Source organism: uncultured Bifidobacterium sp. (assembly GCF_949292005.1).
Lineage (GTDB): Bacteria > Actinomycetota > Actinomycetes > Actinomycetales > Bifidobacteriaceae > Bifidobacterium.
In genome coordinates this window covers 16,049-32,723 of record NZ_CASEXV010000059.1, presented here as the reverse complement: position 1 = coordinate 32,723, position 16,675 = coordinate 16,049, and the positions used below count along the sequence as shown (strand labels likewise).

Annotated in this window: 13 protein-coding genes and 1 tRNA gene; 2 read left to right on the top strand and 12 right to left on the bottom strand. The window is 59.6% G+C overall.

All coding sequences use genetic code 11. From position 1 onward, the window contains the following. Positions 1–140: 140 nt before the first annotated feature. From leuS to Q1X90_RS04055, 5 genes are all read right to left on the bottom strand, one after another. Positions 141–3,113, bottom strand: coding sequence for a leucine--tRNA ligase (gene leuS / locus Q1X90_RS04075; protein ID WP_300766796.1), 2,973 nt, complete (start codon positions 3,111–3,113; stop codon positions 141–143). Positions 3,114–3,132: 19 nt separating this feature from the next. Then, on the bottom strand, positions 3,133–4,029 hold the full coding sequence (locus Q1X90_RS04070) for a transporter substrate-binding domain-containing protein (protein ID WP_300766794.1): 897 nt from the start codon (positions 4,027–4,029) through the stop codon (positions 3,133–3,135). An 88-nt stretch (positions 4,030–4,117) separates the two neighbouring features. Beyond that, positions 4,118–5,071, bottom strand: a complete 954-nt coding sequence (locus tag Q1X90_RS04065; RefSeq protein ID WP_300766792.1) for a magnesium transporter CorA family protein — start codon at positions 5,069–5,071, stop codon at positions 4,118–4,120. A gap of 185 nt (positions 5,072–5,256) precedes the next feature. Continuing rightward, positions 5,257–6,093, bottom strand: coding sequence for a histidine phosphatase family protein (locus tag Q1X90_RS04060; RefSeq protein WP_300766790.1), 837 nt, complete (start codon positions 6,091–6,093; stop codon positions 5,257–5,259). 99 nt (positions 6,094–6,192) lie between these two features. After that, positions 6,193–7,209, bottom strand: a complete 1,017-nt coding sequence (locus Q1X90_RS04055) for a YdcF family protein (RefSeq protein ID WP_300766788.1) — start codon at positions 7,207–7,209, stop codon at positions 6,193–6,195. Between the two features lie 218 nt (positions 7,210–7,427). On the opposite strand from Q1X90_RS04055, the gene Q1X90_RS04050 reads away from it, so the two are divergent. Further along, complete coding sequence (locus Q1X90_RS04050; RefSeq protein ID WP_300766787.1) at positions 7,428–7,643, top strand: hypothetical protein; 216 nt, start codon at positions 7,428–7,430, stop codon at positions 7,641–7,643. A gap of 372 nt (positions 7,644–8,015) precedes the next feature. Here Q1X90_RS04050 and Q1X90_RS04045 read toward each other — a convergent pair whose 3' ends face one another. The 6 genes from Q1X90_RS04045 to Q1X90_RS04020 form a co-directional block, all read right to left on the bottom strand. Then, entirely contained in the window at positions 8,016–8,696 is a 681-nt protein-coding gene (locus Q1X90_RS04045; protein ID WP_300766785.1) for a LuxR C-terminal-related transcriptional regulator, read from the bottom strand. 150 nt (positions 8,697–8,846) lie between these two features. Further along, a complete protein-coding gene (locus Q1X90_RS04040) occupies positions 8,847–10,040 on the bottom strand; it encodes a hypothetical protein (RefSeq protein ID WP_300766783.1) in 1,194 nt (397 codons plus the stop codon). Between the two features lie 49 nt (positions 10,041–10,089). Next, complete coding sequence (locus Q1X90_RS04035) at positions 10,090–11,583, bottom strand: cation:proton antiporter (protein WP_300766781.1); 1,494 nt, start codon at positions 11,581–11,583, stop codon at positions 10,090–10,092. A 42-nt stretch (positions 11,584–11,625) separates the two neighbouring features. Continuing rightward, a complete protein-coding gene (locus tag Q1X90_RS04030) occupies positions 11,626–13,038 on the bottom strand; it encodes a DHA2 family efflux MFS transporter permease subunit (protein ID WP_300766779.1) in 1,413 nt (470 codons plus the stop codon). A 48-nt stretch (positions 13,039–13,086) separates the two neighbouring features. Beyond that, complete coding sequence (locus Q1X90_RS04025; protein ID WP_300766777.1) at positions 13,087–14,088, bottom strand: VanZ family protein; 1,002 nt, start codon at positions 14,086–14,088, stop codon at positions 13,087–13,089. A 167-nt stretch (positions 14,089–14,255) separates the two neighbouring features. Beyond that, a complete protein-coding gene (locus Q1X90_RS04020) occupies positions 14,256–14,411 on the bottom strand; it encodes a hypothetical protein (RefSeq protein WP_300766775.1) in 156 nt (51 codons plus the stop codon). A gap of 564 nt (positions 14,412–14,975) precedes the next feature. Between Q1X90_RS04020 and Q1X90_RS04015 the strand changes: the two genes are divergently transcribed. Further along, positions 14,976–15,257: a helix-turn-helix transcriptional regulator gene (locus Q1X90_RS04015; RefSeq protein WP_300766773.1), complete on the top strand. Its 282-nt coding sequence runs from the start codon at positions 14,976–14,978 to the stop codon at positions 15,255–15,257. A 1,300-nt stretch (positions 15,258–16,557) separates the two neighbouring features. On the opposite strand, the gene Q1X90_RS04010 is transcribed toward Q1X90_RS04015, so the two are convergent. Continuing rightward, positions 16,558–16,633, bottom strand: a tRNA-Ala gene (locus Q1X90_RS04010). Positions 16,634–16,675 lie beyond the last annotated feature (42 nt).

Below are 16,675 nucleotides of genomic sequence, written 5' to 3'. Positions count from 1 at the left end.
GCATCACGCCGTCCTCCTCCACGCATTCCCGGCATGCGAACACGGCGCATGCCCACTGGTCGGACATCAAACATGCCCCCATGATGACCGACCCCGACCACACCGACATCCCCGGGGAGAAGCTGTGGTCGAACGTGCCGTCAGCGGGCTGGAACGATGGAGACGATCTTGGGCGCCTTGACGATGACCTTGGCCGGCTCCCTGCCTCCCAGCCGGGATGCGACGGCATCCAACGCCAGCGAACGCAGTTCGTCGGGGTCGATGTCCGGGCTGACGTCAAGCTTCGCGCGCACCTTGCCCGCAACCTGAACAACGGCGGTGACGGTGTCCTGCCCCACGTAGCGCCGATCGGCCTTCGGCCACGCGGCATGAGCCAAAGAGTCGTCATGCCCCAGACGGCTCCACAGCTCCTCGCAGATATGGGGCGCGATGGGAGAGAGCATAAGCACCAGCGGCTCCACCGCGGCCTGAGGGGCCTTCGGCAATGATGTGAGGTGGTTGTTGAGCACAATCAGCTTGGCGATGGCCGTGTTCGGCCTCATTCCCTCCATCTCCGCGGTGACGTCCACGATCGTGTTGTTGAGCAGCTTGAGCGTGGGCACATCCGGCGCATCCTCAGACACCACCAACTCGCCAGTGCGCTCGTCGACGACGTTGCGCCACAAACGCTGAAGGAAACGCATCCCTCCGATCACGTTGCGTGTGTTCCACGGACGGGATTCATCCAACGGCCCCATGCTCATCTCGTAGAGCCGGAACGTGTCCGCGCCATAATCCCTGTACATGTCGTCGGGGGTGATGATATTCTTCAGGCTTTTGCCCATCTTCCCGAACTCACGGTTCACGGGCCGACCATGCCATGTGAATGTGGGCTCCCCGGTGGAAGCGTCGGGCCCCTGCTCCACCTCGGCGGCCGGGACGTACTGGCCGCGCTCGTCCGTGTAGGCGAAGGCCTGGATCATTCCCTGGTTGAAGAGCTTGTGGAACGGCTCACATGAATCGACGTAGCCCAGATCGTACAGAACCTTATGCCAGAAACGCGAGTAGAGCAGATGGAGCACGGCATGTTCGACGCCGCCGACATAGAGGTCCACGCCGCCGGAGGCACCGGCGGACTCGTTATGGTGCGGACCCATCCAGTAGTCGTACTCGTCACGTTCCACCATGTGCCGATCGTTATGGGGGTCAAGATAGCGCATGTAATACCAGCATGATCCCGCCCAGTTGGGCATGGTGTTGGTGTCACGGTAATACGTGCGTGGGCCATCGCCCAGATCCATCGTCACCTTGACCCAATCCTCGTTGCGGCTCAACGGCGCCTCGGGATTGGACGCGGAGTCGTTGGGGTCGAAGGTTTTGGGACTGTAGTCGGGCACCTCGGGCAGATTGATCGGCAGCTGGTCGTCGGGAACGAGATGCGGGACACCATCCTCACCGTAGACGATCGGGAAAGGCTCTCCCCAATACCGCTGGCGTGAGAACAGCCAGTCTCGCAGACGATAGCTCACCGTCCCCCGTCCCACGCCGGCCTCCTCCAGCCACTGGGAGACCTTGGCGATGGCCTGATCGACCCGAAGCCCGTCAAGGGACAGCGGACGCCCCGTCGCCGCGGTGGAGTCCACGCTGGAGTTGACCACCACGCCGTCGTGCGAGACGAAAGGCGCCTTGCCGACATAGTCGTCGAGGCTGTCGCCTGATTCGGGAAGCGGCGACACCGTGTACACCACGGGAAGCCCGAACTTGACCGCGAAATCATAATCGCGTTGGTCTCCACCAGGAACGGCCATGATGGCGCCGGTCCCATAGTCCATCAGCACGTAATCCGCGGTGAAAAGGGGAAGTTTGGCCCCGGTGATGGGATTGACGGCGTACAGCCCGGTGAAGAGTCCGGTCTTTTCGCCACCCTCGTCGACGCGGTCCTTCGCCGTCTTGGATTCGGCGCTCCGCCTATATTCGGCCACCGCCTCGCGCGGACTCGAATATCCACCTGTCCATGATTGAGGGACGTCCTGCGGCCACTGCTCGGGAACGAATCCCAGAAGATCGTGCTCCGGAGACACCACCGCGAACGTCGTGCCGAACAGAGTGTCGGGACGGGTGGTATACACCTCCATGTCCTTGGTCTCATCGGCCGTCTCCACGGAGAAATGCACGGAAGCCCCGTGCGATTCGCCAATCCAGTTGCGCTGCATGAGCTTGACCTTCTCAGGCCAGTCGATGGTGTCCAGATCCTCGATCAGACGATGGCCGTAGGCTGTGATGCGCATGGACCATTGCCGCAACTCGCGTTGGAACACCGGGAAATTGCCGCGTTCGGAGCGCCCCTCGGCCGTGACCTCCTCGTTCGCGAGAACGGTCCCCAGACCCGGGCACCAATTGACCGGCGACTTGGAGATGTAGGCAAGGCGGTAGTCGTTGAGCACGTCGGACTTCTGCGCCGAAGTCAGCTCGTCCCAGGCGCTTGATTCATGACCAGGGACCGTCCTGCCGCCGGATCTGAACTCGTCGACAAGTGTCGATATGGGCCTTGCCGACCCGCGACCGCCATCCAGACGAACGAAATCGGGGTCGTACCATGCGTCATAGATCCGGGAGAAAATCCATTGAGTCCATCGCATGTATCCGGGGTCGATGGTCGCGAAGCTGCGCCGGTCGTCGAAGCTCAATCCCATGCGGTGCAGCTGGCGGCGCATATTGGCGATGTTGGCCTCAGTGGTGACACGGGGATGCTGTCCAGTCTGGACCGCGTACTGCTCAGCCGGAAGTCCGAAGGCGTCGTATCCCATCGCGTGCAGGACGTTCTCGCCCTTCATGCGGTGATACCGGCTCACGACATCGGTGGCGAGATACCCGAGAGGATGTCCGACATGAAGGCCTTTGCCCGACGGATAGGGGAACATGTCCATCGCGAAATACGAGGGACGACCATCGGCGTTGAGCCCTCGACCGTCCTTAAGATCGCCGGAGACGTTGGCCGCCCAGAAGGTTCCCTTGTCATCCCAGTATTTCTGCCACTTGTTTTCGATTCCCTGGGCGAGGTCCGCATTGTAGCGGAACGGCGTCCTGGCCGCATCATCCGATTCCCTGTCCACGCTCTTCTCGTTGTCGCTCATAAATGAGGATTATCGTGCCTCAGCTGGACACGGACGACCGATGTATCTCTATGTGGTCTTTGTCAAGCGATGATCCGGTCCGGTAGCCGGTGTCCTTGCGCAGCGTCGCATAGGCCTTCGCCCACGATCCGTCCCTGATCATCCTCACCAGCGCGGTGCGGATCGTCCTGGCAAGCTCCGTGCTACTCCCGCGGATCACCACGGCATGAGGCGACGATCCGTACGTCCACGACGACATCGTCACGAGGCCCGCCCCCTCCGACCGCACAAGCCCGGAAAGCACTGCGCCATCACCTGCCACGGCGTCGGCCTGTCCGACCATCAACGCAGTAAGGCACTTCTTATAGCTGGACCGGGTGGAGATCACGGCTCCGGGACTTTTCTGACGAATGACATCCGCCGCTCCCGACCCCTCGACCACACATACTTGCCTGCCACCCAAGGACGACGAGTCGGTGATTGTCTTCTTGTCGCGGACGCGAACCATCAGTCCCTGACTGGCGGATAAATATGGGCCGACATATTCCCATCCTGACCGCGTCTCCGAATCGGCCGGAAGCGCGGAGAAGACCATGTCGACAGTTCCCGATTCAAGCTCGCGGGAGGCGTTTCCCACCGTGACGGGAACGAACACGATCTGGGACTGGCCATACCCCAATACGCCGGCCACATAGCGCGCGACCGTCACGTCGAAGCCCGAGTACACGCCGTCGTGCTCAAGTGAAACACCCGGTTCGTCGACGGTGATGCCGACGGGAATCGCCGGCCCCTGGGGAAGCGTCTGGGAGTCCGTGGTCGCGGAACAGGAGGAGACGGATATGGTGACGGCCACAGAGAGCGCCACCGCGAGCGCACGGACGACGGCTCCTCGTATGGCTCGCGAAAGGCCACGGCCCACGTTCGGCAATCGTCTCATAGGGCACCAGCATAATGGTCGACCCTCCGGACGCCGTGAGGCCGCGCGGGCCGATCTGCGGGTATGGGTCGCGTCGATGGCTGTGGTGTCACCGGAACAACCGTGACCGAGTGAGGAACCACGTGACGACGGCGGACAGGATCATCGACACGGCGATCACGATGATGAATCCCCATCTGTTGCCCGTCAGTGGCATTCCGAGCATTCCACCACTCTGGAAGTTCATGCCATACATGGAGAAGATCAGGGTCGGAATGGACAAGGTTATGGAGATGATGGTGAAGATGCGCAGGACGTTGTTCAGGTTGTTCGACACAATCGAGGCGAAAGCGTCGGTCATGTTGGCCAGAACCCCGCTGTAGATGTTGGCCATCTCGATGGCCTGCTTGTTCTCGGTGATGACGTCCTCGAGAAGGTCCTCGTCCTCAGGGTACTGCTTGATGCGGGACAGCGTCGTGAGCTTCTCCATCACGATCTCGTTCGATTTGAGGCTGGTCGTGAAATAGACCAAGGTCTTGCTCAGCTCCAGCAGCATGAGGATCTCCCTGTTCTGCATGGAATGCCTCAGCTTGAGCTCGAGCCTGTCACTTTCCCTGTCGATGATGCGCAAGTAGCGTAGGTACATCGTCGCGTTCCTGTAGAGGATCTGGAGAATGAAACGTGATTTCATGAAGGTGTTGAAGCCTCGAATCGTCCCCTCCATGAAGGGATGCAGGACGGGCGTGTCCTGCATGCACACGGTGATGATGAGGTTCTCCGTGACGATGATCGAGAGAGGAATCGTCTCATACCAGTCGCGCCCGTTGCGCTCCTCCACTGTGGGGATGTCCACGATGATCATCGTGTAGTCGTCCTCGGCGTCGACACGTGAGCGCTCCTCATCATCCAAAGGAGCCCTCAGGTCGGCCAGATCGATCCTGGTCTCCTGAGACACCGACGCCAGCTCGACGTCGGTCGGTTCGGTGAGATGGAGCCACGCGCCGTCAACGGGTCTGTCGATTCGCTCAATCTGACCATTCACGGTGTTGAACATCCTTAGCATGGCTCACCTGCCTTCCACCGTTCGACCAACCACGCGGAGCCTCCACAAGCCGCGCCGGTTCCGTCTGCGTTCCCATTGAGTCCGCAAGGCATAACCGGCGACGATTCACAAGCGCCCCCTATACGATAGTTCAACACCCGGATGGATGGTTCCCACACCACGCAGGAACCCCGTTCCGCACATGCTCACGCCCTGCCCGCCGTGGCATCCAGAGGACGCCACAAAGGTGCTCCCGGCACACGGAGGTAGGAGGGGCCATTATCCCAATCCTCGTCGGTTGATGGACCACGGTTATATTCCTCAAGCGTCCACCGCAGGCCCCCTCCGTTCGTCGGCGTCGGAGTCATAACCGACCAGTGCCCGTTGCGCATGGCACCCATCGCGCTTATCGCCTCACCGGACAGGCCAAGAAGCGTGGCGATGGTCGCGACGATCCACGATCCATGTCCGATGAGAACCATCGTGGTCGGAACGTCATCGGCATGTTCCCGCACCAACGAGGACACAGCCTCGGCGCCACGGCGTCCGACGTCACGTCTGTCCTCCACGCCATAGGCGCGCTCTCCTCCGGAGTGGGCCTTCCAAGATCGGTAGGCTTCCGCGTCAAGCTCACGAACCTCCTCACGGGTGAGTCCCTCCCACCTGCCGAAACTGCGTTCCCTCAGACGCGCGTCGCACCGCACACCGACGTGAATGGCGTCGGCGAGCGCCTCGGCGGTCTGCCTCGCGCGGACAAGATCGGATGACACCACGCGCAGCGACCTGCCAACCGGCGGAAGCGATCCGTAGGCAGAACGATCCGCGGACGCACCACCGGCATCATCGGCGTTGTCCACACGACCAGCCCTGTCCACGGACGAGGCCACCTTGGCCCAGTAATAGCGGCCTGCCAAGGCGTACGCGGTCATATCCGCCTGCCATCGGCCCACCGCGTCGAGCGGAATGTCGATCTGCCCCTGAAGTCGGCGCGACAGATTGTACGATGTGCGTCCATGCCGGACGAACACCACCTCATCAATCATGCGACACCCTCCTCCTCTTCTTTCCCTCACCGGCTTTTTTGTATCAACTTTTCCTGTATCAGCTTTTCCTGTATCGACGCCGAAATCGACACTCCGGCATCATGCCATCATCGATGCGACCCCGGCGAGAACCGACCAAGCGACCCACACAATGGCGATGATGATGTAAGGCCACATGTGGGAGCGGCTGATGGCCACAAACTCGCGGATGAACGCGCTCGGCCAGTAATAGCCCTTCGTGTGGCTGCCCACACCGTCGGCCCTCATTCCGAGCACATGCGCGTATTCGCTCGCCCTGAACACGTGATAGTCACTTGTCACCAGCGCGGCGCGATAGGCGTCCTCCCCGCTGAGATCATCCATGATCCTCTTCGACAGACGCAGGTTCTCGAGGGTCGTGGTCGACTGATCCTCCATCAGTATGGCCGTTTCGGGAACCTTGCGCTCATCGACGAGATAGCGTCTCATGGCCTCGGCCTCGCTGATGGTCTCGTCATCACCCCGACCCCCGGAGACGATGATCTTGGCACGTCTGTTCTGACGCTCCCACAAGGTGACGGCTCGGTCGATCCTGCCGCGAAGCAGCGGCGTGGGCTTGTCACCCTGAAGTCCGGCACCGTGGATGATAATGTAGTCGTAGACCCGCCGCCTCGGGAACAGCCGGTAGAGCCACGAGTACATGAGAAGCGCCACGAAGGACAGGAAAAACCACAGTCCCTCCACCATGACGAGCATGGCGATGTCCATAACCCATTCCGGAGCCTTGAGAACCGTTAGAACCGGGAGCAGCGCGATGTATCCCACAACGGCCAGAGCGAGGATCCCGGGCAGCAGCGTGGCAAGGGACACCCCCTCGTTTCTGGTGACCACCACGGTGTTGGCCACCAGAAACACCACAACCGCCACGGGGGCGAGAACGACGATGGCAAGAATGGGAAGAAGCATCCAGACCGTGCCGAACTGAAGGAAAAGACACGCGCTGAGTGTGATGATGAACAGCAGCAGCCAGATGGCGTTACGGAACTGCCGCGGCTCACGAATCAGGGACACGACGAGGAAAAGTCCGAAGACGATTGTCGGAGAATATACGAGAAGCACGCCCCAAGGCCCCTGCATGACGCTCCCTTCAGCCGCGGAGTTCCACGGACGCTCCCATTGTGGCACAAGAGGCGAGCCGCGGCCGGCGACGACTCGCTGTCAAAAGCTGCGCCCGCACGACCCCCCTATGACATGTTTCCGTCGTGTTCCCCCTGTGGACAATCTCTGGCAGCCAACGACACCGCTGTCTACAATGATAGCGTTCCGGAACACAACTCCGGATGGAAAGGTTCGACATGAGCAAACCACAAGTTGCGTTCACGTTGGATGACGACATCGACGACATCGTCGATACCGCGATTGAACGGATTCTCGCCGAAAGTAGGGGACGTTGCGCCTACTGCGGAGCCCCCACACCCACCGACGACTCGGCTTCGGACCTCCTGCCCATCTGCGACAGATGCGCGATGGAGCATGAGGGAAAGGCCATCCGCGAACTCGCGATGGCGTAAGGGTGCGCCTGGCCGCCCCGATCGATCGGGGCGGCCCTTCCATTCCTCGGCACCGAACGTTTCCGAAAATAGATAAATGGACGTTCGCGGGAGGAAAACCATGGGATGAAAACCAGGGATACGAACAGGCAGGAACACTCGGCGGACATCCTTCCGGCCTCCGACCGCGACCCATCTGCCACCATCAGCCGTTCTCGTCGCGTTATTCGCGCGCGAATCTCCAATACCCGGAAAATGGAGGGTGTGTGTTTCCGTTTGCGCGCATCACATCACCACTGCTGTAATAGTCCTGCTGCTTGCTCGGGGATGGGGATCAAGGCAACGACAACGCGGTCGACGAACTATTCGAACTGTGGAAGATTACGAGGACGATCAGCTCCACCGACGATCGTCAAGATCACCCGGAGCCAGACCCAGCGCACGCTCGACATCCGCGGGAGACGCGTCATAATCGAGACCCACATCGTGCAGGTACCAAACCATTTTGGCCGTCACAGCCTCCAGATGGTCGTACGCGGTTTTTGGCGATATGTTCAGACGCCGTGACAGGGACCTCCAGGACTCCCCGCGGGCCCGTGCATTAAGAACCTGCACCTGCCGTTCCGTCAATTCGGGAAGGCGGTCGCGGCGCGACAGCAACTCCGCGAGCCCGACCATCGAACGGGGAACCACGGGAGAACCCGTGGCGGCCTTGAGAAACCCCTGCGCGTTGTCCTCCAGTGAATCGGATTTGCGGACCAATCCAATCGCCCCTGCGGCGAAGCATCTGGCGATCACCAACGGTCGCCTCTCGTCCGTATAAAGACAGACAAGGCCTTTCTGAGACAATCGATGAACGGCGGCGGTTCCCTGCAGCAATCCATCCGAGGACGCCCCCGTGTCAAGCATCAGATCGAGAACCACGAGATCCACAGCCGGCGAGTGCGACAGCTCCTCCTCCACAGACGAATACGATCCCACGACATCCAGTTGCGGATACGCCACGGCGAACGTGCGTCTGGTCTGCGTCTCATCGTCGATAACCGCGACACGCGGCCGGTTCTCGGTCGACATCGGTCGAATACCCCCACATCTCTTCCCACCCGCCGAAGACGGGCATCCCTGCAAGACCATACCGCCGAAGGATGAATTTCCCACAATGAGATGCGGATATCCGCTTTAAGCGATTAAACGATCCCCATCGGAGGAATTATCCACACCCGCCTACTGTCGCGGGAACGAGCGGATTGTTACAGCGGTCCCCTCCCCTGGCGCCGATTCTATGCTGACGGACAGTCCCTCCGCCTTCAGAGGCTCCAGCACCTGATGCTGCAGACCGAACCCATAGCTTATGGAGGCCGGATCGAAGCCCACGCCATCGTCCACGACGGACACCTCCCACCAACCACCATGGTCGTCCGCATGGATGGTCACCTCATGCGCCTTGGCGTGAAACTGAACGTTGTACAGCACTGTGATCAGAGCCATCTGAACCGCCATCGCCTGATGGACGGGAAGCGCGACGTGCCTTCCGAGAAGATCGTTGATCTCAAGGGGAAGATGGCCGAATCCGCTGATCGCGTTCGATATAACGCGCCCCAACGACCACCACTGCGAGGTGTCATCCACGCTGGATGTCATGGCCACGCGCAGACGGGAGGCCTCACGCGCCGCCTGCATGCGCAAAGCGGGGAGTATGGCGTCGGGGATGTCGTCCCTAGACAACCGGGCGAGAAGCCCGCTGGCATTGTGCATATGAAAAAGATAACGGTCCATTTTCAATTCGCCGGCGAGTCTGACCGACTCCGAATGCGATTCCTCGACCTGTCTGGCCAAACGCCGGGCGACCTGAAGAAGCATGGCCGCCGCCACGACAAAGACCAGATACCCGACGACGTTCATCGATACCGACAGGAACAACGTCTCATTGCCGGGAAGAACGACCACAACGTACAGCGCCGCCACGGCGGCGCCCACCGCGATGGCAAGAGAAGTCGACGGAATCCACGCGGGAAGGGTTGCGAGGGTAAGACCCGCATAGGCGGGTGCCCAGACATTCCAATTCCCCAGTTGAACGTCACGCGGCAGGAAAAGGCCCTGCACGACCATGGCCACCACAGTCGCCGACAGATGAATGACGCCCATCCACCACGGGATCCTGTATGACTTGTGCCACAGAACCCACGCCGCTATCACCGCCGAGCACACGATGGCCAGAACGGTCACGGCCCACACCTGCCAGATGACAACCCCATGGAGGATGAGCGACACCACGCACAACGAGAGCTGTATAACCGCACCTCCGTGGAAGACCCCCAGCATCGCCGCTAGGGGAAGATCAACGACCTGCCCGGCCTTCGACGCCGCCACTCCCCGCCAACGCATATTCGATTCGTCCACGCATCCCCTGCTTGCCATGCGTCCAATTATCCGCCATCCGACGAACATCTGCCCACACATGGCCGGTCTAAACGTCCTCTCCGGCGTCCCCTTCACCATCCTGATTATCCACATTCAGCGACTGGCGTCTGCGAGACAACTCCTCCTGAAGCCTGCGATGGTCGCGAAGTGCCCGCTCAACCGCCTTGCGCCGCCTCTCCCTTACGGTGTCGGTGATTACGCCCATATCACCGTGCAGGGATCGATGGATCTCATCGCGGATGTCAGAATGCTGTGCCTCCAGACGATCAAGCGTGCGCATCAATTCGAACAGATCCCAGTGTTCCGCGAGAATGGCCCGGGCCTCACGCGGGGAATGGGCTATCTCGCGAACGGCGCCGACAGGATGTGCGTCCGCCACGCGGGATGTCATCAAGGCGAGCAGCGGCATGACCAAAACGGTCACGGCACCGGCGGCGACAAGAGTCGAGGCCGTCGCCCTTCTCATAGCTCCGGACGACACCGCGACCGACGTCACCGCGACGATCAATGGCAGCGCGGTGGCGCAGTAGAGCGCGACCGTCGCCCGGTTGTGGGAGGACATGGGATTGCGACGATCCGCAGCCATCGCAAGGAAGACGGGAAGGGAGCGAACCAGAAGAAGCATGAGGATGAACACGACGAACAGAGTGGGATCCGACGCCACCGCATGCACGTCGATCACGGCGCCGGATGCGACGAAGAACACGGGAATCAGAAATCCGTAAGCGACCCCGTCCAATTTCACGTCCAGGGAATCGGACCCATCGGGAAGAATCATTCGAAGCACGAAACCGGAGGCGAAGGCTCCAAGCACCAAATCCAACCCGAAGATCGCGGAGCATGTGACCAGGGCAAGCAGCAGAAGCACGGTTATTCTCATCAGCGTCTGAGAGGACGTGTCGGACGTGTCGACGACGAAACGGTACAGCCATCCCCCTGTTCTGCGGGCCGCCACCGGAACTACCGCCACCACCGCGCAGATGAGACAGAACGCCGCGAGAACGAGAAACGTCTGCCATTGAGTCCTCGCCGAGAGCAGCGCCGCCATGGCCACGATCGGGCACAGCTCCCCCCAGGTCCCATACGCGACCACGGCGTCTCCTACGGGCGTTCCCTCAAGACTGCGTTCCTTGAGTATGGGCATGAGGGTGCCCAAGGCCGTCGTGGTCAGACAGATCGCGGCGGCCGCGCCGTTCATGTCATGCGTGGTGAAGAACGGAAGAAGAATCACCAGCCCCCAGGCCAGCCCGAAGGTGACCAGCCAGGTGGCCAAACCCATCCTGCCCTGATGCCCTCCAAGGCGGGAAGGTTCTATCTCGTAGCCAGCGATGAGGAACAGGAAGCCCAGACCCAGCTCCGATATGAGATCCACGGCCTTCGTCAGATGGATGACGCCGAGACCATAGGGCCCCAGCGCGGCTCCGGCGACAAGCAGAAGAACCGTCTGCGGCACGGCCTGCCGCGGTATGAGACGGGAGACGATCGGGCACACCACGGACACCGCCATGATGACCGTCAACGATATGAGATCCTGTGTCATGCGATCATTATCCCGCCATCCCCATCCACCGGGCCTTTCCCATCAGGAACACGACGTGGACGGCAAACGCGCCGCCACGATAAGGGAAGCCGCGAAAAGCGCCATCGCAACCGCCGCGACCACCGACAGAACAACCAGGGACGCGCCCGCCCCCACGTTTGTGGAGACGGCGATAGGCAATACCCCACGCTGCGCGGATGCCACGATGGATGTGGTCACTGCGGTTCCAGACGCGCCCGCCAACTGCTGCATGGTGTTCATCACCGCGTTGGCGTCGGATTGCCTGTCCTCAGGAACGTGGGCGTAGGCATGGGTCATTCCCGTGGGAACACACATTCCCTGCCCTGCCGCGAAAAGAACATAGGCCATCATGTACATCGCGACCGTGCCGTCCGTTCTTTGGGTGAGCAGCATGAGGACAAGCGACACGACGATTCCCCCCGAACCGATCACAACCGGCTTGGACGCGCCGAACCTGTCGAGGATCCCACCGCTCAACGGTGCCAGAACGACCCCGAGAACGCAGCCGGGAAGAAGGATGCATCCAGCCTGGAACGCGCTAGCCCCGAGAACCTCCTGCCCCACATTAGGCAGAAGATATCCCAAAGCCAGAATCGTGAACTGGGTGAGCATGATTGCCACCAAAGCGAGAATGAAAACAGGATGGCGGAACACGCTGACACGTATGAGGGGATTGCGAGCGTTCGACGATCTGACGACGAAACCGGCCATGCACACGGCGAACACCAGCAGGGACGCCGCAAAACGCCATGACAGCCATCCGGACGAGGATGTCGATGACAACCCCATAAGCAGAGCGGTGAAGCCAATCGCCAACATCACCCATCCGGCGATGTCAAGGGCTCCACGCTCGGGAGTGGAGCCCTGACGTATCGCCCACGATCCGACGGCCAGAGAGACAAGAAGAATCGGAACGAGAAGGACGAAGATCATCCTCCATCCCCAGTGCTCTATGACCAGACCGCCGACGGACGGCCCCACAGCAGGAGCCAGCGCCGTTATGGCCGAGGCCGCTCCCATCATCATTCCCATGCGGTTGAAGGGCGACTGCTCAAGAACTATGCCGAACATCAGCGGCAACGCCATGCCCGTCCCCAGCCCCTGCAGCATGCGGCCTGCAAGAAGCCCGGCGAACACGGGGGTTGCGGCGCATAGCACGGTACCGACGATGAACAGCACGGTTGACGCGACGAACAGATGCCTGGTCGCGAAACTTCTTTTGAGATACGACGACACGGGAAGCACGATGGCCAGAACAAGAAGGTAGCCTGTGGTCGCCCACTGCACCGTGGACGTTCCAATTCCGAACTGTCGCATCAACGAGGGGAAGGCGACGTTCAAAGCCGTCTCGACCAAAACCCCCGCGAACGAAAGGATTCCGGTGCACAGCACGGACAACAAAAATCTTGCGTCAATAACTCGTTGATAGGTCACCTGACGCAGTTCTAGCCGACGAACAGGACAGATGTCGTGGGGTGAAGGTCAGATGAGATCGTACGGCATACGCCGGGTCACCATCCAGAACACCCACAGAACAACGGCGATGATGAGCGGCATCGCCGAGACCCACGCCAGCCAACTGAAGGTCATGGCGTACAGCGTCGCGGTTCTCACGGCATGGAAAACCGCCCGACGGACAGGGGTCCTGGGCCGGGTCTCGACCGTCATCCGGGTGAAGGCGCCGCCAACCGTCCGCCCATCACGGAACCACGGAACAACCGCCTCGAACAGCACGAAGAAGAAGACCTCCACAGCAACGCTGTATCGGGCGTTGAGGGGGTTCCCTCCAACCTGTCCGCTCGCCATCCAGATAAGGAACACCGTCGGTATGGATGCCGAAAGAACAAGCGTCATGTCGATGGAGAACGCGACGAAGCGGCGCACAAGACCCGGGTTGGAGTCAATCGTCTCGGCATCCACAAGCTCCGGCGGAAAGGCGCGGGAGAAAGCTTGCGCGATGGCGAAGCCAATGACGGCCCCAAGCGTGTTGGTCAGAAGGTCGTCGACATCGAAAAGCCTGTACGCGCAGGGATACAGATGGAACAGGCCTGTCAGTTGCGCCGTTTCAATGCATAGGGACGCAAGGAAACCCACGGGAAGGGCCACGCGGAAAGGCCAACGGAAGGTCCGCCCCATGAAAAAGCCCAATGGCACGAAGAAGACCACATTCAACGCGAGCTGAAGCACTCCCCTGACGCCATCCGTGCGGATGTCGGAGATGAATTGGAGGGGATTGAGCTGAGGCTCCAGATGGTGAGTCGAGCAGAAGGCCACGGGATCCGAGGGAAGCGGGTACATGGTGAAGCACACCAGTGCCAGAAGATACAGAACCACCAGATAGGCCTCAAAGGCCGGCCGGAATCGCAAACCGTTGTCGCGATGGTACAGGAACGCGAGAACGGGAAGCGTCAGAAGAAGCGATGCGAAAGGCCAGAGAACAACAGACAGAATGAATGGCCCCGTGAAACTTGCGATAAAAGACACATCCGACCTTTCCCTGACCTCCGTAGCCATGCATGGCCCGGCATACGCCGCGGCAATCCCAGATCCACACCAGCATACGAGCCGTATGGCTCAGTCACAATCCGTCAGAAGGGAATCCAGACAAGATGCCGAACAGCAGCCAACACCAGAAGCCAACGCAAAGACGTTTAATCATCGAATAACGCATGCGCGACGCTCCACACCAGGGTGGCCGCGGCAAGCAGAAGCGAGACCGGAGCCATCCAGAACAGGCGGGCGACCACGAGGCTCACGATGAGGACGATGGTCCAGAAGACCAGAAGTCCAATCACCACGCGTGTCATCGCAGCCCACCAACCTTTCACGAGTGCGGCCCCGGGAAGGAAAGGGAGAGAGAGAAACCGGGGCCTTGAACGACAGTATGGCGAACCGTTCTGGCCGTTGCATTGTCATGCCATCAGGAAGATGTCGAAAATCTCTGGAAGGTTCATGAATAGAGGATCCATGAACAGAAAAAGCCCCCGGACTTCGCCCGACACTTGGCGGATTCCAAGGATTCCCCTATTGCGCTTACAGGCTGTGGGAAGACTTCGGGAAGAATGCACGTCCATGATGTCACATGTCCCAACACGCGATCGCGTGTGGACCCCCGTCCACGGACAAGGGCATCCAGATCTCCGGGATGAGGACAGGGGGACCTGGCACCGCCATACTCGTGTCAGGCCCTCCATCCACCCATTTTCAGCATTTCCTCAAGTTTTGGCACCCCTTTGCCATTCCCGATCAGAACGCGACGAGCCTGTCTCAGCCGCGCAGCGATCGGCCGCGCAGCGAGTTGGGCAAACGGATGCCGCGGGATCCCCGACGGGGGTAGCATGATTCCCGAGGTTCGAGGGAAGGATGAGCATATGGCGCAACAGTTGTTCACCGACGAGCAATGGGCGGATTATGCCACATTATTCGGCCGTAATCTTCAACGCCTGCGCAATCAGAAGGGCATAAGCCAAGAGAGGATTGCCCACGACGCGGGAATGAGCCGCTCGCAATATCAAAGATTGGAATCAGGCGCCAACCGTGACGGCCAGCCTTCGAATCCCGGACTTCGCAATCTGATCAGTCTGGCCGAGGTTCTGGACGTCACGCTGGACGATCTCGCGCCGCGGACCTGGCCGGATACACGAGCCATCTAGTTCTGGACGAAAACCGACAGTCCTGCGATAGCCCACGATAACCTGCCAGAGAAACCAGACATGGTCCCTTGACCGAGATAGCAGAATTCTAGTAACGCGAATTCAATGAAAACGGCGATGCTCCTGACATTCCGGTGATATTCCGATTGCCGCTATTCCAAAATCCCGCTGTCCCAACGAAAAAGGCCACTTCCGAAGAAGTGGCCTCAACCTGTCTGTGGAGCTGCCGGGGTTTGTCATTTTTGTTGGTATAACAGCGGTCATAGCATCTGATCTGGAATAATAATACAGATAATAATACATTGCGATTTGTGGAATCTACTGGCTGAGTTGATTGAGTTGAGTGGTGGCTCGATGCTGGACCATGCCTTAGACGCAATCTAACGCACCATAGACGCTCGACCATGATTGGTATGTATTTACCCCCCCCTACGTGTGGCATGAGTATTTGTTAGAGGGCAATCTCGTGTGTTGGTCGTTTGAACTGGTTGAGTTGAGTGGGTTAGCGCTGCGGCTTGTCCGCGTGTAATGGCCAGGTTTTTCCTCTCTTAGAAGGGGAACTGAAACAGTTGAGCTGGGCGGATTGCAAGTGATTACAAGCTTGATTACGATACGCGATCTTGGTGGTCATTGGAATGAAGATCGTGAGTGGGTCGATGCATCTGGATTTGTTGATGGGTCGAGAAGCCCTAGAAGGTTTGGGGTGTGTTGATGAGTGATTGCGCGTGGCATGTGGGCGTGATGTGTGCACGGCCAGCAGTCGAGCGATGGGCGAGATCTGCTGGCCGTTGTGCGCAGTGCGAGCATGTGATGCGTGGTGATCACGCGACGCGAAGCGCGGGTCCCCAGTACTACAAGTGGGGACCGCGAATAACCGAATAATTTTAAGTAGCAGTAATGCTGAGGTGTTGTTCAGAACCGAATAATGCCGAATAACCGCGAATAAAACCGAATAAAAATCGGTGAGGAGCACGTAGAAAGGTGAGACCTGAAGAATTAGACGAAATACCAGAGGATTGGAAGCCGAAGCGGTGGGATAGTCTAGGGTCGCGGAGCATCAGCGTAGCGACGTGGTTCCGCCAGGAACCACTGTCTTCCCTAGACTATCCCTTGGTAACAGTCACAAGAGTGACGAGAACGTTGAGATCCCAACGATGAGAGCTGTGAGTTGAGCATTCGACTTCAGTCACACGTTTCGTTGGATTCGTCGATTAAGCCAAAAATAATAATACAAGTAATAATACATTTTCAGCATTATTCTTAACCCGCGACCGTTGGAAAATCAACGATCCTAGGGTCTTGGTGGAGCTAAGGGGATTCGAACCCCTGACCCTCTCCATGCCATGGAGATGCGCTACCAGCTGCGCCATAGCCCCAAAACTCGACCCGTTTGGGCCTTAGACAGGCTACAACAGTTC